Annotated in this window: 20 protein-coding genes; all 20 read right to left on the bottom strand. The window is 43.8% G+C overall.

The annotated features are described in order from the left end of the window. Positions 1–21 precede the first annotated feature (21 nt). A complete protein-coding gene (gene aroA, locus B5D59_RS00330; protein WP_078816469.1) occupies positions 22–1,317 on the bottom strand; it encodes a 3-phosphoshikimate 1-carboxyvinyltransferase in 1,296 nt (431 codons plus the stop codon). A gap of 33 nt (positions 1,318–1,350) precedes the next feature. Beyond that, positions 1,351–2,463: a prephenate dehydrogenase gene (locus B5D59_RS00325; protein ID WP_078816468.1), complete on the bottom strand. Its 1,113-nt coding sequence runs from the start codon at positions 2,461–2,463 to the stop codon at positions 1,351–1,353. Positions 2,464–2,475: 12 nt separating this feature from the next. After that, positions 2,476–3,567 (bottom strand): histidinol-phosphate transaminase, encoded by a 1,092-nt coding sequence (hisC, locus tag B5D59_RS00320; protein WP_078816467.1) that lies wholly within the window; start codon positions 3,565–3,567, stop codon positions 2,476–2,478. A gap of 25 nt (positions 3,568–3,592) precedes the next feature. Further along, complete coding sequence (aroH, locus tag B5D59_RS00315) at positions 3,593–3,958, bottom strand: chorismate mutase (protein WP_009497136.1); 366 nt, start codon at positions 3,956–3,958, stop codon at positions 3,593–3,595. Further along, positions 3,955–5,061: a 3-dehydroquinate synthase gene (gene aroB / locus B5D59_RS00310; RefSeq protein WP_078816466.1), complete on the bottom strand. Its 1,107-nt coding sequence runs from the start codon at positions 5,059–5,061 to the stop codon at positions 3,955–3,957. Before aroB ends, aroH begins: the two co-directional genes overlap by 4 nt. Before the next feature lies 1 nt (position 5,062). After that, positions 5,063–6,244, bottom strand: coding sequence for a chorismate synthase (gene aroC / locus B5D59_RS00305; RefSeq protein WP_078816465.1), 1,182 nt, complete (start codon positions 6,242–6,244; stop codon positions 5,063–5,065). Positions 6,245–6,270: 26 nt separating this feature from the next. After that, complete coding sequence (locus B5D59_RS00300) at positions 6,271–7,041, bottom strand: CheR family methyltransferase (protein ID WP_009497139.1); 771 nt, start codon at positions 7,039–7,041, stop codon at positions 6,271–6,273. A gap of 114 nt (positions 7,042–7,155) precedes the next feature. Continuing rightward, entirely contained in the window at positions 7,156–7,602 is a 447-nt protein-coding gene (ndk, locus tag B5D59_RS00295) for a nucleoside-diphosphate kinase (RefSeq protein WP_009497140.1), read from the bottom strand. Positions 7,603–7,694: 92 nt separating this feature from the next. After that, positions 7,695–8,669: a polyprenyl synthetase family protein gene (locus B5D59_RS00290; RefSeq protein WP_078816994.1), complete on the bottom strand. Its 975-nt coding sequence runs from the start codon at positions 8,667–8,669 to the stop codon at positions 7,695–7,697. A 26-nt stretch (positions 8,670–8,695) separates the two neighbouring features. Next, complete coding sequence (locus B5D59_RS00285; protein WP_009497142.1) at positions 8,696–9,391, bottom strand: demethylmenaquinone methyltransferase; 696 nt, start codon at positions 9,389–9,391, stop codon at positions 8,696–8,698. Between the two features lie 16 nt (positions 9,392–9,407). Next, the gene (locus tag B5D59_RS00280) at positions 9,408–10,139 is read right to left on the bottom strand and encodes a heptaprenyl diphosphate synthase component 1 (RefSeq protein WP_078816464.1); all 732 of its coding nucleotides are present in this window, start codon (positions 10,137–10,139) and stop codon (positions 9,408–9,410) included. 36 nt (positions 10,140–10,175) lie between these two features. Further along, a complete protein-coding gene (gene mtrB / locus B5D59_RS00275) occupies positions 10,176–10,397 on the bottom strand; it encodes a trp RNA-binding attenuation protein MtrB (RefSeq protein ID WP_009497144.1) in 222 nt (73 codons plus the stop codon). A 65-nt stretch (positions 10,398–10,462) separates the two neighbouring features. After that, entirely contained in the window at positions 10,463–11,032 is a 570-nt protein-coding gene (gene folE, locus B5D59_RS00270) for a GTP cyclohydrolase I FolE (protein WP_078816993.1), read from the bottom strand. A 269-nt stretch (positions 11,033–11,301) separates the two neighbouring features. Then, complete coding sequence (locus tag B5D59_RS00265) at positions 11,302–11,574, bottom strand: HU family DNA-binding protein (protein ID WP_009497146.1); 273 nt, start codon at positions 11,572–11,574, stop codon at positions 11,302–11,304. Positions 11,575–12,007: 433 nt separating this feature from the next. Then, positions 12,008–13,486, bottom strand: coding sequence for a stage IV sporulation protein A (spoIVA, locus tag B5D59_RS00260; RefSeq protein WP_009497147.1), 1,479 nt, complete (start codon positions 13,484–13,486; stop codon positions 12,008–12,010). 385 nt (positions 13,487–13,871) lie between these two features. After that, positions 13,872–14,585, bottom strand: a complete 714-nt coding sequence (locus B5D59_RS00255; RefSeq protein ID WP_078816463.1) for a hypothetical protein — start codon at positions 14,583–14,585, stop codon at positions 13,872–13,874. Between the two features lie 3 nt (positions 14,586–14,588). Further along, entirely contained in the window at positions 14,589–14,801 is a 213-nt protein-coding gene (locus B5D59_RS00250) for a DUF2768 domain-containing protein (RefSeq protein ID WP_425441317.1), read from the bottom strand. Between the two features lie 11 nt (positions 14,802–14,812). Beyond that, positions 14,813–15,835, bottom strand: a complete 1,023-nt coding sequence (locus B5D59_RS00245) for an NAD(P)H-dependent glycerol-3-phosphate dehydrogenase (RefSeq protein WP_009497150.1) — start codon at positions 15,833–15,835, stop codon at positions 14,813–14,815. A 26-nt stretch (positions 15,836–15,861) separates the two neighbouring features. Then, positions 15,862–17,172, bottom strand: a complete 1,311-nt coding sequence (der, locus tag B5D59_RS00240) for a ribosome biogenesis GTPase Der (RefSeq protein ID WP_040758831.1) — start codon at positions 17,170–17,172, stop codon at positions 15,862–15,864. A gap of 142 nt (positions 17,173–17,314) precedes the next feature. Then, positions 17,315–18,463, bottom strand: coding sequence for a 30S ribosomal protein S1 (gene rpsA, locus B5D59_RS00235; RefSeq protein WP_078816462.1), 1,149 nt, complete (start codon positions 18,461–18,463; stop codon positions 17,315–17,317). Positions 18,464–18,498: the final 35 nt, after the last annotated feature.

Genomic DNA, 18,498 nt, shown 5'->3' with positions numbered 1-18,498 from the left:
ACCTGAACTTTCTGTTGAACTTCATCCATTCGCGAGATTTGAAAGATCCTCGAAGAATTGCGGATAAGATATTGCGATGCATGAAGGATTTTCAATATGAACCGGACCAGAAGTGATCAAACCGGCAATCGCCGCCATCATTCCCAACCGATGATCGCCATACGATTGAAGGGTAGCACCAGTTAACGGCGTCGGTCCGTTGATGATCATACCATCGGGAGTTGTTTCAATGTCCGCACCAAGTTTGCGCAGTTCTGTTGCGACAGCTTCTATCCGATCGGTTTCTTTGACACGTAATTCTTCGGCATCCGTAATAATTGTTCTGCCTTTTGCTTGCGTGGCCAATAAAGCCAACACAGGAAGTTCGTCGATCAATCTCGGAATCAGCTCACCGCCAATTTCCATAGCGTTTAACTTCGAATACATAATTTTCACGGTACCGTAGCGTTCGCCAGAAAAACCTTGCTCCTGTGACTGCTCCAAACGCACGCCCATAGCCTTCAATACATCAAGTATACCTGTACGCGTCGGATTCAATCCAACCTTTTCGAATGATACTTCGCTATCTTCTACCATAGCGGCCGCTACCATGAAAAAAGCTGCGGATGAAATATCCCCAGGCACGACCACATCCGTCCCGGATAATTGCTGCCCGCCCTGAATGCGAATTGTCTTTCCTTCTTGTGTAAGCTCAGCACCAAACTGATTTAACATACGCTCTGTATGATCTCGTGAAACAACCATTTCAGTGACAGATGTTTCACCTTCTGCCTGAAGACCTGCCAGCAACACAGCGGATTTCACCTGTGCACTGGCAACAGGCATTTGGTAGTCAATTGCCGCAAGCTTTGTGCCGTGTACTGTCAACGGCAAGTAGTCATCGTGTTCATCACTTGTAATGTTAGCTCCCATTAACCCGAGTGGTCCAGTCACGCGTTTCATTGGACGTTTGGATAAATACTGATCTCCGCACATCGTTGAAGTAACAGGAGATCCGGATAAAATACCGAGCATAAGACGTGCAGTCGTTCCTGAATTACCTGCATCCAATGTTTCGGTCGGAGTTTGCCATGCGGAAATACCAGGACTATCCACTACAACATCCGTTCCTTCACGGGTAATCGATACGCCGAGTTTTCGAAACATATCGATTGTACTCAGACAATCTTCTCCATCCAAAAAACCTGAGATTGTCGTCTTTCCTGTAGCGATGGAACCGAGCATGACTGCACGATGAGAAATCGACTTATCTCCTGGCACTTGCAATGTTCCACGGAGGACAGGTCGTTCAAATGAAACCGTCTTTTGTTCTGACATACCGCTCTCCTCCTTTAAAAATACATGCATAAATCAAAGAACATGCATGGAATAATCCGTTGCTTGCGCCAGCACTTGCCGGGCTCGCTTGCGCTCAGCTGCCGATTGGAAGCTGATCACCAAAATCCCATAGACGTCCGTGCGTGTTTCCACAATCCGGATATTCGTCAAACTGATATCCGCGTCAGCCAGGATTTTTGTAATTTCAGAAATGATTCCTGGGTGGTCAGGTATATCAATATGCAAATCAAATGTCATATACAATGCACCTTGAACCGCTCCCTCATACGTTGAAGGCAGTTTATCCCGATACGTTTTAGCCTGAGAAAAGAAATCGAAAATTTGATCCGGGTTATTTTCTACAAGCATCGACCGAATAGTATTCATTTGGTCCAGCCAGCCATCCACTTGGGTGAGCAGTTCATCTCTATTTTGGATTGTGATGTCCCGCCACATAACAGGATCTGCAGATGCAATGCGAGTTAAGTCACGGAAACCGCCTGCCGCCAGCCTTTTGACAAAAGGCTGTTGCTCTTCTTGTGCAGCCAACCGGCCGACCAATGAAGAGGCAACAAGGTGCGGAAAGTGACTGATAATGGCCGTCATCCGATCATGCTCTTCAGCCTGCAGCACGATGAGTTTCGCTTTCGTTGTTTCAAGCAACGTTTCAAGAAGCGTAATTTGATGTTCAGTCGTTGTTTTACTTGGAGTCAAAATATAATAGGCATTCTCAAAAAGATGTTCCATTGCTGCGGAAACACCACTTTTATGGGAACCCGCCATTGGATGGCCGCCAATGAAAGTAATGCCTTTTTCTTGTAGGGCGACAGCTGCATCCATGATTGGTTTCTTCGTGCTGCCGGTATCTGTGACAATCGCATGTTCTTTGAATGTCCACTCCAGTGCCTCTTCGAAAATCGCCACTGTCGTATTGACAGGCGTTGCGAAAATGACAAAGTCAGCCTGCTCACAGGCTGATTTTGCTGAAGGTGCAATTGTGTCAATGATGCCTCGTCGGAACGCTTCGTCAGCAGTCGCATACGAGCGGTCGAAACCAACTAGGTGAACATCTGGATTTCGTTTCAATGCGAGACCGAGTGATCCACCGATCAATCCCAGTCCTATAATACTTACAGTCGTTTTCATCGTCATCTATCCTTATTCAGTAATTAATAATTGATCAAATGCTTTGAAGAAATCGGTATTTTGCTGTTCAGTCCCTATCGTCACACGGACATACCCCGGAGTACCGAGCAAATTCCCGCTGCGTACGATAAACCCATGCTGTAACAGTTTTTCACAAGCTTCATCGGAATCCATCGGTACTTCTATCAATACAAAGTTTGTTTCGGAAGGATAGATGGCTATAGAATTTTTCTCTGCATAGTCGACATACCGTTTACGTTCTGTGTGATTTTTCTTCACACAGTCTTGAAGAAACTGCTGGTCTCCAAGCGCCACTTCTGCCGCTGCAAGAGCCAGAGAGTTATTATTGAATGGATTGCGTACTTTATTTAATTCTGCCATATTGGCTTTGTTCGTAACGCCATAGCCAAGACGGAAACTAGCCAGCCCGTACGCCTTGGAGAACGTCCGCAACACAATTAAATTGTCGTAATCATGGATCCAATTCATCGCATCTTCCTGTCCAGGATCCGTGACATATTCAAAGTACGCTTCATCAAGAACCACAAGAGCCGTTTTAGGTGCCTGATCTAAGAAATCTTTGATCTTTTTGCTCGATAGCAAGTTACCTGTCGGGTTATTCGGATTACATACCCAAATAATGGCTGTATGATCATCCGCTGCCTTCAAAAACCCTTCTAAATCATGATCCCCATTATCGAGCATAGGCACTTGACGGATTTCAGCACCTTCAATTTTCGCATTATGTGCATATTGAGGAAATGTAACGGAAGCCATTACGGTGTTTGTACCTGGCTGCAAAAGCGCTCTTGAGATCATCGTTACCATTTCATCGGAACCGTTACCGAATAAAATTTCCATCGGATCGACCTGATGAAATTCTGCCAGCTTCGTGCGCAAGCCAGCAGTGAACGCATCTGGATACATTTCAAATTGATCCGCTTTAGAGCGTAGATACTCTGCGACTGCGGGAGAAGAACCATACGGATTTTCATTTGATGCGAGCTTGTTTACTTCCTGCAGTCCGTATGTACGTTTTACTTCAGCAATTGAACGGCCTGGAGTATATGGTTTCATAGTTGATAAAATCGGCTTCCAATTCATTTTGGGGCCCCCTTTTAGAAATGAGTTATTTTTGTAGGTCCGGTCGTAATTGAACTGCATGATTTTGGTAGATGTGTTGGATATCACTTTGCTTCGTTTCGATATTGACGTTCATCATGACCCGGATGCATTTACGCATGGAACCTGGAACATCGATTTCATGTGTACACATGACAGGAACATACGTCCAACCTTCTATCGAACGAATGGCTTTAGCGGGAAATGCCGCTTTGACATCCACCGTCGTAGACACGATGACCGAAGCGATATCTTCTGGATCAAACCGGTTCACCTTCGCCATTTCCAACACAAGTTCTTCAGTTGCCTTCAATATTTCCTGTGCTTCGTCTTTTTCTACAGTCGTCGCGCCTCGAATACCTCTGACACTCACACAATCCCCCCGCTCTCTAGTTTCTGCTTAAACTCTTCAAACACTTCCCTGCATTGCTCAGTAGTAATTTCCTTGACAAATGGCTGTCCGATTTCTTTTAACATGACAAAATTCATCTTTCCGAATGAAGCCTTCTTATCTTTCTGCATATACGACAACAACTCATCGAAGCTATATGAAAATACCGGTTCAAATGTATAGCCGTTTTGCTTCGCAAATTGTAAGTATTGATTCGTGAAATCAGCCGAAATATCCCCATGTTTTTCACTAAGAAGAAACGCATAACCCATCCCAATCATGACACATTCCCCATGGCTCAATTTGCCGTATCCCGATGCCGCTTCCACCGCATGGCCGAACGTATGGCCGAAGTTCAAAAACTTACGCGTGGAATGCTCAAATTCATCTTCTCCGACAATCTGCGCTTTCACATGTATCCCTTGCATTAATTCACTTTCTAACCACTCGATCGATGGCGTGGAAAATTGTTCTTCTACGAGAAGCTGCTCAGTCCAGACCGCATCGGAAATAAACGCGTGCTTAATCAATTCAGCCATCCCTGAACGCATTTCAGAAGCCGGCAGCGTCTTGAAGACATCTGTATCAAACAACACTGCAGCCGGCTGATGAAAAGCTCCTACCATATTCTTTCCTTCCGGCATATTAATCGCCGTTTTTCCTCCAACCGCGCTGTCATGAGCGAGCACTGTTGTTGGACATTGAATAAAGCGAATGCCTCGCATGAAAGTTGCTGCAACAAAACCAGTCAAATCTCCGCAGGCGCCGCCGCCAAAAGCAATGAGAAGCGAATTACGTGTGAATCCTTCCGTCAATAGAAACGACTGGCAATCAACATACACGTCGGAACTTTTACAGCTTTCGCCACCCGGCACGATTTTGACCGAAATCTCGCGTCCTGTGCGTGCAAGCGCATTTTTCAATAACGGAAGATGCAGTTCAGCTACATGTGAATCTGCAATAATGCCGATTTTATCCGTGCTGTTAATCAGGTCCGCGTATTCTGAAGCAAATAATTCATACGTTTTTGAACCCACATAAACATTGTACTGATGCTCTTTGACGGAAACCGTTAACTTTTCCATCTTAAAACTCCTTTACATACTGTCTATATTGTTCAATGTCCTTTTGCAGACCGTCCATTGTATCAGAACGGAACTCATTCATGATCGCTTTAGCCATTTCTGTCGCAATGACATGCTCTGCCACGACAGACGCTGCAGGCACTGCACAAGGGTCCGATCGCTCGATTGTTGCTGTAAACGGCTCCTTCGTATCTATATCAACACTCTCAAGCGGCTTGTACAATGTTGGAATCGGCTTCATTACACCTCGTACAACGATAGGCATTCCAGTCGTCATACCGCCTTCCAGTCCGCCTAAGCGATTGGACTTACGGTAGTACCCCCGCTCTGAATCCCAACTAATTTCGTCGTGCACTTCACTGCCCGGTATCCTTGCCATCTCAAAGCCTAATCCAATTTCAACACCTTTGAACGCATTGATGCTCATCATCGCGCCAGCCAATTTGCCGTCCATTTTCCGATCAAATTGTACATAGCTGCCAATCCCAGGAGGACACCCTTCAATAATCACTTCGACGACTCCACCAAGCGTGTCGCCCCGCTTTTTAATATCATCAATTGCCTCTGTCATTTTGGCCGAAGCTTCTTTGTCTGCACAATACACTGGGTCTTCCTCGACAGTCTGACGCAAGTCTTCAATCGTAAGGTTTGCATATGTAGAAGGATCCGTCTCGATTCCTCCGATTTCTGTCACATGAGCAACTGTTTCTATGCCTAGCTGACGCAAGAATTGCTTGGCAACTGCGCCGATTGCAACCCGCATTGTCGTTTCACGTGCAGAAGAACGTTCCAACACATTCCGTAAATCGCGATGTCCATATTTCATGCCGCCGACTAGATCTGCATGGCCTGGGCGCGGTCTCGTAATTTGACGTTTGACGTCCTCAGGATTCATATCTTCTGCCAAAGGTTCGATACCCATAATCCCCGTCCAGTGCTTCCAGTCATCGTTTACGACTGTTAGTGTGACAGGAGAACCGATTGTCTTACCGTGCCGTACACCTGAAGAAATTTCTACACGGTCTTTCTCAATCTGCATTCTTCGACCTCTTCCATGACCGCCTTGTCTTCTCTTTAATTCCTTGTTGATCATGTCTGCCGTCAATTCCATTTGTGCAGGTAAGCCCTCAATGATAGCTGTCAATTGTGGACCATGTGATTCTCCAGCTGTAATAAAACGCATGTTCAGTTCCCCCTTGAATGTTCGTATTATTTTTTTCTATAAAAGAATGTATCCACTGATTCAAAGTTGTATTTTTCAGGGTTGAATATCTGCTCTGTACTGCCGACAAATAAAACGCCCCCTGGCTTTAATGCCTTAGAAAAATTCGTATAAATCTGGTCTTTTGCTTCTTCTGTGAAATAAATCATGACATTACGGCAAACGATGAGATCATAATTCGAATCGTAACGATCTTCCAGCAAATTATGCTGTTTGAATGTTACGGTTTTCTTGATCTCCTCTACCACTTGATACGATTGCCCTTCTTTGACGAAGTATTTACTGACGATTGATTTTGGCACTTCTTTTAACGAACGTTCGCCATATAACCCTACTTTGGCACGGTTAATGACGCCAGCGTCCAAATCAGTAGCCAAAATTGAAATATCTCGCAATGGAATGTGCGTTGCCATCACCATTGCCAATGAATACGGCTCCTCGCCAGTGGAACAAGCAGCACTCCACACTTTCAATCTCTTATTCTTCTCCAATAATTGCGGTAGTATCTTGTTCTCCAGCACATTCCACCGGATTGCATTGCGGTAAAATTCAGAAACATTAATCGTCATGCGGTCCAAGAATTCATCCAACATCTCTTTGTCAGATTGAATCGCTTCAAAATATTCTCTGAAGTCCCGGAAGCCCTTCTTCTCATATAAGGAAGTCAATCGACGTTTCATCTGGGCTTCTTTATATAACGATAAATCAATGCCGGTCTTCCTTTTAATCCCTTGAATTAATATCGAATAATCAGACATGCAAAGCCCTCCTACTGCCCTATCTTTCTATGTATGTTCCTATTATAACGGAAAAAGCATGCCGTATGTATAAGAAAAACAGCCACGCGAAATTCGCTCGGCTGTTTTTGGCGATTAGTTAATCCAGCTGTTCACTGATTTGTCATAAGTCACAAGCTCTTCTTCTTTGAAGAACAAGTTGATTTCGCGGCTTGCTGACTCAGGTGAATCTGAACCATGAATAATATTTTTGCTTACCGTTACAGCGAAGTCTCCACGGATAGTTCCAGGAGCAGATTCTTTTGGATTCGTAGCACCCATCATCAAACGTGCAGTTGAGATGACATTCTCACCTTCCCAAACCATTGCGAATACTGGTCCAGAAGTGATAAAGTCTACAAGTTCACCAAAGAATGGGCGTTCTTTATGTTCACCATAATGTTGTTGTGCAAGCTCTTCGGAAATGTTCATTAATTTCCCGCCTACCATTTGATACCCTTTGTCTTCAAAGCGGCTGACAATTTCACCGATCAGGTTACGTTGTACGCCGTCTGGTTTTACCATTAAAAATGTTCTTTCCATCTGTCAAAACACTCCTTCATCTGTCTATCGGGGAATAACCCTTTTAAATCGTACCACTGACGTCTTTTTCTTTCAACTATAAACAAGATTCGTCAATATTTTCGTTGCCCGATGAAGTCTGCAATTTGGATTAATGCTTTTTTCGACTTGCCATTCGGGAGACCATCAAGTTCTTTTAGCGCCTTTTCTAAATAAAGATCGCTGACATGCTGTGCTTTGTCTATTGCGTCGCTCTGCCGGATGTAGCGTAGCATATTTTGCCGATCGGACTCCAGCATATTTCCAGCGAATGCACGTTCCATATACGGTCTGAATTCAGCATCGTCTTTTATGTATAAAATAGGTAACGTAATATGACCATTCAATAAGTCACTGCCCGCTGGCTTACCAAGCTCCGCGTCTGTTGACGTGATGTCGAGGATATCGTCCACTATCTGAAAAGCCATTCCTGTGAAATAGCCATATCTTCTGAGTTTCCGTACAGTTTCCGCATCCGCATCCGCACTCAATGCACCCAGTTCACAGCTGGAAGCTAGCAATAGTGCCGTTTTCCGCTTAATACGTTGCAGATAATCCCGCATGCCTTGGTCGGTTTGTCTCTGAAAATCAATTTGAATGATTTCACCTTTGCATATTTCCAACATCGTCTCCGCCAAAATTCGGTGTACCGCTTCTTTTTCAATGCTGCCAATAGAAGTCAGCGCACGTGAAAAGATGAAATCACCGGCATACATGGCTACACGGTTATTCCACTTCGCCTTAACCGTCTCTAAACCGCGTCGCATGTCGGAATCATCAATGACATCATCATGTACAAGAGATGCCATATGAATTAATTCAAGCGACACAGCTACCTTTGCTGCTTTTTCGAGGGAGTAGTTGCCGAATTGTGCAGCCAAAATAACGAAAATGGGACGAATTCTTTTCCCGCCAGCTTTTAATAAATGTAAAGAAGCTTGACGAACAATGGGAGAAGAAGATTGCACGGAACGTTCAAGCTCTTTTTCAATATAGGCCACATCTTTCCGGAAATCCGTGTAAAGTGACATCAACTTAATTTTTTCCAAACCCATTACCTTCTCCCATTTACTCATTATTTGTATGCGATATGTCCCGCCGCAGCCCCGCCACTGTAAGACTTATACGAAACTTCTTGATAGCCCGCTTCGACAAAAAGCTGTGCCAGCTCTTTCATCCCCGGAAAATCATTCGCCGATTCTTGCAGCCAGGAATATTCTTTATAACTTTTTGCGAAGAGCTTCCCGAATAACGGCATGATGTATTTAAAATAAAATCGAAACGCCTGACGATAAACAGGTATTTTAGTCTGAGAGGTTTCCAGGCACACAGCCATTCCACCTGGTTTTAGTACGCGATGCATTTCTTTCAGAACAGTTAGATAATCCGGCACATTCCGCAAGCCGAATCCGATCGTTACGTAATCAAATGAATTATCTGGAAAAGGTAGTGACATGGCATTCCCCTGAACTAACTCAATATTCGGATAGGGAGCCACTTTTTCTCTGCCTGATTCCAGCATATTTGCGCTGAAATCAAGTCCTGTCACTTCGCCAGCAGGACCTGCCGCTTTAGCTAACGCTACCGTCCAATCCGCTGTGCCACAACAGACGTCCAATGCCTTTGAGCCCGGCTGCACATTCATCCGAACCATAATATCGTTCCGCCATTTTATATGCTGATTGAAACTGATTACGGAATTCATTTTATCATAGTCTGTTGAAATCTTTTCAAAGACGTTATGAACTTTTTCTTCTTTTGAGACCGCCACGATTTGCCCCTACTTTCTAAATCAGTTTGCTTGCCCCTTGCTTTGCCATCTTCAGTACTTGATCGACTAAAGGTTTATGTAAATAAAAGTTATTGTGTAATCTATCATCTAAGTTTTCCTGCAATTGTTGAATCCATTTTTCCGTATCTCTTGCATTCGGAGCTAAATGCGGAAATTTCATTCGATTCAAGTCCTGTTGACCGCTTTCTATCAGCCAAATTAAAGGAAACAGCACTTCAACAATAGAAATATATCGGGTAAAACCGAACGTATGATAAAACTCTATTATGCAAGCACTTTCCACTTCACCAATCAATTGTAACCGATCCTCAATGGAATTTGGAGGTTCTTGCAGCAAAGTTGTCTTGCATTCATTGATCCTGCCGATCGCAACAGATAAAGAACGGATGAGATGGAAGTTTGGAATGGATGCCAATAGCTTATAATGAATGCCACTGAAATGATCACCAGCAAGCACCATCAGCTGCTGTTCCTTGGATGAAGCATCTGTACTATCGATTTGATCATGAATATCAAACGCCGTGTGAATTGCGCCAATTGCTAAAGACGCTTGATGCATTTCATCCGTCCATGACTCTCCATTCAACATAGGCAGTAAAAGCAAAAATGCCTTTTGTCTATCGATTGGTGCATGTCCCGCATCTCGCTCGACAATCGGTTGATAAATAGCGCTTCGCAAGTTTTGTATATAATTGTCGACTTGGTCAGTGAATCCTTTTGTATCCATCAGTAAACTCCATTCCCATCAGCCTTAAATTGCCGGTCATTCTTTTTCTTCGCTCGAAACGATTCCATGAGCTGTATGGATTTCAGCTTCACCCCGAATTTTAATGGCAGATGTATGCTCTGTAAACTGAGCAATCATGACCTCTCCTCGATCCAACTTCTCAGTATGGTGAAACTTTGTGTCGTTGCCTCTCGTCAACCCAATGACATTTACTCCGTCTTTTTTCGCTTTAATAACTAAATAGTCAGGTTGTGTCATCTTTGCATCTCCAGTCTCTATATGGTCTTAATGATAGCATATAAATCGAGCGTTCCGCAAAGGCCTCAGTTCGTTTTGAGCAGAGATAGAATTTCAGCACGTTTTACGTCGTCATGTTCATAAATTCCTCTAGCTACTGTTGTGATCGTCTTAGAACCAGGTTTTTTAATACCTCTCATCGTCATGCACATATGCTCAGCTTCAATGATGACATAGACACCGATCGGATTCAGCATTTCCATCATCGCATCTGCGACTGTCGATGTAATGCGTTCCTGCAGCTGCGGGCGTTTTGCAGTCGTCTCCACGGCTCTAGCTAATTTACTTAATCCAGCCACCACTCCATCACGCGGTATATACGCAACGTGGGCAACTCCGAAGAACGGGACCAAATGATGTTCGCACATAGAGTAAAATGGAATATCTTTTACTAGTACGACTTCATCATGGTTTTCATGAAAGACTACTTCAAAATATTCTTTTGGATCTTTATTCAATCCTTCAAATACTTCATGATACATTTTGGCGACACGCTTGGGCGTATCAAGTAAGCCTTCACGGCTTGGATCTTCGCCGATGGCTTCCAAGATCATCGTGACTGCTTGTTTTATTTTATTTAAATCTTGCTCATTCATCACAGTATGTCCTCCTTATAGGAACAAAACCTATTTCACCAAAATAGTAGCATATTCTACACATTCCGTACAGTTAGGGTACTTTTCTTTATCCAACAGACACGCCGGCGGATTTCACAGTTTTTGAAAGGAGTGAACCGAGCACACTTACTTCAAAACCGGGACGCCACTACACCGAGTGTAATTGATTATGTACAAACGTAAAGGAGTCCATCCATTGCCATCTGTTTGACAGATTCGCTGGACGGACTCCTATGTAAAATCTCGAATTATTTTACTGCGTCTTTTAGTGCTTTACCTGCTTTAAAAGCTGGAACTTTACTTGCAGCGATTTCGATCTCTTCACCCGATTGTGGATTACGTCCTTTACGGGCAGCGCGTTCACGAACTTCAAAGTTTCCGAAACCAATCAATTGAACTTTCTCACCCTTCGCAAGAGTCGCTTGAATTGTATCGAATACAGCTTCAACAGCTTTAGTCGCGTCTTTTTTCGTCAGACCTGCCGCTTCTGCTACAGAGTTAATTAATTCTGTTTTATTCACACCGTTCACCTCCTCTCAAAAGGGGATGCTATTGCTGTTAACACTGTAAAAAGAGTAACATAAGAAAAACGGCGGTGCAACAATATTATTGCGCTTTATCGCGATAAACAGTTTTTCTGTGCTTTTCTCCCTTTTTAAAGGAAAAACAATAGAAAAAAGACCCGCTTTTGTCGGATCTTTCTCTACATTATCTTTATTCAGCAGATTATTTCTTTCTCCAATAGGAGATGGGATGAATTCGGAGTAGTTCCTTGTTCAGCAAATGTCGTCAAAAGTGGAAAGCCCTGATTAGTCTTGACAGGCACTGGAGACTTTCCCGAAGTGACCCGAGAGACGGGCGCTTGGAATTGAACGTCACAGATTTCGAAAAGAGTTATACGAACAGGTTCGATTCGAAATCTGGACACTTCCTCACTGAGGCGTAATTGATTCATTAGACGATAAATGTGATCATGCCTTTATTGCCGTCATTCACCATTTGTTCAATTGTTTCTCTCAGTCGTTTTCTAGCTTTGTCCGGGACCGCTGCGGTCTTGAAACGAATACTTTCTTTCATCACTTCATGCAGCGGGGTTCCAAACAACTGTGTTTCCCATAGAGCATCCCGATCATGTAAATAAGCATTTTTCAATTCTTTAAGTAAGTGATGACTATGGAATTCCGAACCGATCAACGGAGAAAATTCAGCTTCCATATCGATTCGTATTATATGCAGCGAAGGCGCCTTCGCTTTCATTCGGACACCATAGAATGTATCTTGTTTGATCAGCTCTGGCGGTGTCGGCTGGAAGTCTGCGATCGTAGGGAGGGCAACACCATAGCCCGACTGCTTTGCTGTATCAATCGCTTCCGCATACATATCATAGGACTTCTTGGCTTTCACGGCTTCTTTTATGAAGACGAGCCAATCTTTTTTGGATCGCATCTCTTTACCCATAAACTCTTCACATACGGCAATATAAGCACGTTCATCCATATCTATATTAACGATCGCTTTTCCTTTACCTGCATCGACTTCTACGACGTCAGCCTGCCGTACAAACTCCTCTTCTTGCAATAATTCAGCAATCTCCTGTACTTTACGTATTTTTGAAACACCCAGGAAACCATCATTGATGACATGGTCGATTCGAGCATTCAGTTTGTGATCATCCCCCAGCTCTTCCATCCAGTCCGGACGTTGCAGTTCAATATCAGTGATCGGAAACTCATACAGTGCTTCTTTTAAGATCAGCTGAATTTCCGCAGCGTTCAATTGATCAGCACTGATCGCAATGACAGGAACGCCATATTTTTCATGCAGTTGCTGTTTTAAATCCAGTGCACGCTCATGCGCAGGCATTTTTGAGTTCAATACAATGACGAACGGTTTACCAATTTCCTGCAGCTTAGAGACGATTTCATTCTCCGCGACTTCCGCAGCAGAGCGAGAAATATTATTAACGGTACCATCCGTTGTCAGCAATATTCCGATCGTTGAATGATCCCGGATGACTTTGTCTGTGCCTATCCTTGCCGCCTCTTCGAACGGGATCGGTTCATTGTGCCAAGGGGTATGAACATATTTCGGTCCTTCCTCGTCTTCATAGCCTTTGACGCCGTCGATTACATAGCCTACGCAATCCGCTAGTCGAATCTGAAATGCCAGTTCTCCTTCTCCAATTGATACGTTTGTGCCTTGAGCGGGCACAAACTTCGGTTCTGCCGTCATGATCACCGGGCCAGGGGAACTCTGAGGCAACTCGTCTTGCGCGCGTATACGGTCGTTTGCATCGGTCATATTCGGAATAACGACTTCTTCCATGACTCGTTTGACAAAGGTGGATTTACCTACACGCACAGGGCCTACCACACCTATATAAATATCACCGTCTGTTCTTCTAGCAAGATTTTCATATAATTCTTCTTTCATCTTTCGCCCTCCTTTTTCTCCGCATAGTAGTTTATGAAACAGAAAAACGTTTCATGCATAATAAAGCATGAAACGTTTTTCAATATCTAGCTATTTATGACTAAGTGTGGGGGCACCATTGATTTCCGTTGCGGGCGGACGCTTTCCGCGGGACGTGCGGTGAGCCGCTTCCTTCTAAGAGCGTGTGCTCCTAACGCTTCGCTTTTACCCGCAAAAGCCGTCCTTCGCTACGGCTTTCGCTCAGTCCAGGGTCTCACCTGTCACGCTAATCCCGCAGGAGTCGCCGCCCTCCACTCCAATCAACTAGATAGTCCGTTCTGCAAAGTGATACAAAAACAAAACTTCCACTGCGATCAGTTGAACAACTTCCAGCAAAACAAAAAAATTATTTCTTCATAAATACCGGCTCATTGTCTTCGTTCACAGTATATGGCAATGAGTAGGCTGGTAGAATGGCTGAGGTTTCGGAAAGCAGGTAGCGGATGTCCGTTCCTTGCTCGACTTCAGGTTTTTCTTCCGTAAGAATCTTATTCAAATCTATGGAGTAGTCCACGTAGAAATGGCCGTCTCCTGCTACGACAATTGGCAGGTGAGCGTTAGAGTATGGGCTTTCTACAGTTAAAGGTTCTTTGAAACCCATTTTCTTAAAGTCCACTTCATAGACAAACTCGCCTACCGGGTCTAAAAATGGCAGTTCGCCATTGATGAATTTCCGCAAATTCAAATCACGTAATTTCTCTGCTATTCGGAGGTCTACAAGTTTCACAGTCGGGTTTTCTTCAACGTCTGTAAGGACATACTGAAAGATTCCACCGTTTTCGAAAGCATTGGATGGAATTTTTTCAGTGAAATCCGGTACAATTTTTGAAAACTCTATTGGATATTTGATATATTGATCGGTTTCCATGTCACGCGTTTTGATCGGCAATAGACCACCTGCTTGTTCTTGGTAACTATCCACTGCTTTTTGAACTGTTTCCAACTGGTCAGGATATGGCGTTTCACTTACTTGTTTTTCTTCAGGTGTACGTGATATACAGCCCGACAACAGCAATCCAACACACAACATGACAGTTAATACGATTACTTTTCTATTCATATTTTATGCTCCTCCAGTAGGTCCATTGAATACTAAATAGACCATCGCAAAGAACGAAGTAATTAATAATACATAGGCTATAATGGCAAACAAGATTTTAAGTACGCGATTTTTCAATTTATAACGACTTGTATAGATCAAGCCCATTGAAATCGCCATAAAACCCATCGCGTAAAAAGATAGCCACATTTTATCTAACGAGGACAAAATTGTCACCTTCCTACTATTTATATACCGCCAAAGAACATATCGATTTCTTGTTTCTTCCCGCGGCTCATCAATTGGTCGACTGCTTGCTTCGGTGGAATGCCTCCGAATAAAATCGAGTACAAAGCTTCCGTCAACGGCATGGTCGTGTCGAAATGGTCTGCCAGCTGATAGGCAGCTTTTGTTGTGCGCACGCCTTCTATCACCATTCCCATTTCATCCGTCACCTTCTCCAGTGACTGTCCCTTGCCAAGGCGATTGCCCGCCTTCCAATTTCGTGAGTGGACACTCGTGCACGTTACGACAAGATCACCGAGACCTGTCAAACCTGAGAACGTTTGTTGTTCCGCTCCCATCTTAACACCCAATCTCGTAATTTCAGCCAAGCCTCGTGTAATAAGTGCGGCTTTGGCATTGTCGCCATAACCCAGACCATCCGATATTCCTGCAGCCAACGCAATGACGTTCTTCAACGCACCGCCAAGCTCAACACCCACTACGTCAGCATTGGTATAGACTCGGAAATAATTGTTCATGAATAAATCCTGTACACGCTCTGCCGCCTCCATATTGGATGAAGCGGCTGTCACAGTCGTTGGATGACGGAGCACTACTTCCTCCGCATGGCTCGGACCTGATAATACGACAATTGCAGAGCGAAGCGATTCATCCACTTCTTCTTCAATAATTTCCGAAATCCGTTTTAAGGAATCTGGTTCAATACCTTTTGAGACGTGAACAAAAATTGTAGGAGTTTTAAGTACAGCTTGAATTTTTTTGCACGTTTGACGCATGGCAACTGTCGGAACAGCAAGGACGATTATATTCGCATGCTGCACCGCCTTGTCCAGTTCACTAGTGGATGTAAGATTTTCGGGCAGCTTCACATCAGGCAGATATTGACTGTTCGAATGCTGTTGGTTGATTTCATCCGCTTGCTCAGCACGTCTTGTCCAAATCAAGCTGTCATGCCCATTTTCAGCGAGTACGAATCCAAGAGCTGTTCCCCAGCTTCCTGCTCCTATTATAGAGATGTTTTCCATTACCCCAACCCTTTCTTATCTAGTACTTAGCTTCTTGCTCTCGTGATCAAGCGAATCGGCGTACCTTCAAAGCCAAAAGCTTCCCGCAATCTATTTTGCAAGAAACGTTCATAAGAAAAGTGCATAAGCGATGGTTCGTTGACGAATACAACAAAAGTCGGCGGCTTGACGGCAACTTGTGTCGCGTAATAGATCCGCAAACGTTTCCCTTTATCAGCAGGCGCAGGGTTTCTCGCTACAGCATCTTCGATTACTTCATTTAAGACACTCGACTGGATGCGCAATGCATGATTTTCACTAATCATTTGAATATTGGAAAATAATGTATGCACTCTTTGCTTTGTTTTAGCAGACACAAAAAGAATCGGTGCATAATCCAAGAAACGAAACTGGTCCCTGATATCGTCGATAAATTTGTTCATCGTCTTATCGTCTTTCTCCAATGTGTCCCATTTGTTCACAACGAACAAGACACCTTTCCCAGCCTCTTCAGCATATCCTGCGACCCGCTTATCCTGCTCACGAATTCCTTCTTCCGCGTTAAGGACGATTAGGACGACATCAGATCGATCAATAGCCTTCAGTGCACGGAGCACACTGTATTTCTCCATGTTTTCATACACTTTACCTTTTTTACGCATACCGGCAGTATCGATTATCTTGAAAAGCTGCCCATCCACTTCTTTAACAGAGTCGATCGCATCGGTAGTCGTACCAGCAATATCACTGACAATTACGCGGTCTTCCCCGAGAAGCGCGTTAACAAGTGACGATTTTCCGACATTCGGCCGTCCTATCAAGCAAAAACGGATTGTGTCTTCATCTTCCTCTTCAAGATCCATTTCCTTAAAGCTTTCAGCGACCGCGTCCAATAAATCACCCAGACCTAGCCCGTGCGAACCGGATATCGGATATGGTTCTCCAAAACCAAGTGAGTAGAAATCATAAATCATTTCTTTCATTTCCGGATTATCCACTTTATTAACTGCCAAGACAATCGGCTTTTTTGTTTTATAAAGCATTCTGGCTACTTGTTCATCCGCATCGGTTACGCCGTCTCTCCCGTTCGTCAAAAAGATGATGACGTCCGCTTCATCGATGGCGATTTCAGCTTGAGCACGGATCTGTTCCAGCAATGGTTCGTCACCGATGTCAATTCCGCCCGTATCGATTAAATTGAATTCATAATTCAGCCAATCCGCCGGGCTGTATATGCGATCTCGTGTCACGCCGGACACATCTTCCACTATGGAGATCCGTTCGCCTACGATGCGATTGAAAATTGTCGACTTCCCGACGTTCGGTCTCCCTACGATTGCTACTGTTGGTTTTTTCATTTGTTTCATTACACCCTTCCGACCTATCTTTGAATATTATACACAAAAAGAATGATGATGCATATGAAAGCATCATCATTCTCATCATACATAGTAATTAAGTTGTTGTTAGTTGATCACAATCGACTCATCATTGATAATATTATTCTTTGAATTTCTTCAGCTGATCGCCGATGACATCTCCGAATGAAAAGCCGGTTGTTTCTTCAGGCATTTCATAGCTGAAGTTCTCTTCGCGAGGATCGTCCTCTTTTTCCAAAAGATCTTTGATGCTTAATGAAATTCGTTTCTCTTCTGGATTGACATCGAGTACTTTCACCTGAACCGTCTGCCCCTCTTCAAGCACTTCGTGAGGTGTACCGATATGCGTATGTGCAATCCTTGAAATGTGGACAAGTCCTTCGACACCCGGGAAGATTTCCACGAATGCACCATATGCCACTAGACGCTTTACTGTTCCTTCTAATACAGAACCGATCGGCGCTTTTTCAGCGACATTTTCCCAAGGTCCAGGCAGCGTGTCCTTGATGGATAGAGATACACGTTCAGCATCGCGATCTACAGACAAGACCCTTACCTTAATTTCGTCTCCTTCTTTCAAGACATCGGAGACACTTTCGATATGTCCATGGGAAATTTGTGAAATATGGACAAGGCCATCTACGCCGCCAATATCAACAAAAGCTCCGAATGAAGCGATCCGTTGTACAGTACCGTCTAAAACATCGCCTTCTTGGATCGACGAAAGTGCTTCTTCTTTTTTCTTATCGTTTTGTTCTTGGACGACCGCGCGATGTGATAGAATCAATCGATTTTTTTCTTGATCCATCTCCACAATTTTAAATGTCATCGTACGTCCTTTATAATCTTCGAATGATTCAACGAAATGATCTTCAACTAGTGAAGCCGGGATAAATCCACGAACTCCCAAGTCTACGACAAGTCCGCCTTTCACTACGTCTTTTACTTCTGTTTCGATGATTTCACCGTTCTCAAATTGTTCTTTTAATGAATCCCATGCATTTTCCGCGTCAACTTGGCGCTTCGATAAAACATATGCATCGTCCTCAACTTTTGTAATCGCTAACTTCAATTCATCACCGACCTCGACTGCATCGGCTGCTTTTTCAATATGCAAGCTTGAGAGTTCACTGATCGGAATGACGCCATCAAATGGAGCGCCTGCGATTTCAACAGTTACCGATTTTTCTTCAACCTTTGTAACTACACCTGTTACATGATCACCTTCACGGTATTCTTTTACTTCATCCATATTCATCTCTTCAGTCATATGTAGTCCTCCTCCATAATGAATCTTATCTCTAT

Origin of the sequence: Sporosarcina newyorkensis, assembly GCF_900167515.1 — a bacterium.
Taxonomy (GTDB): domain Bacteria; phylum Bacillota; class Bacilli; order Bacillales_A; family Planococcaceae; genus Sporosarcina; species Sporosarcina newyorkensis.
Note: the sequence above shows the minus strand (reverse complement) of the source record. Positions and strands in the feature narration are given on the sequence as shown.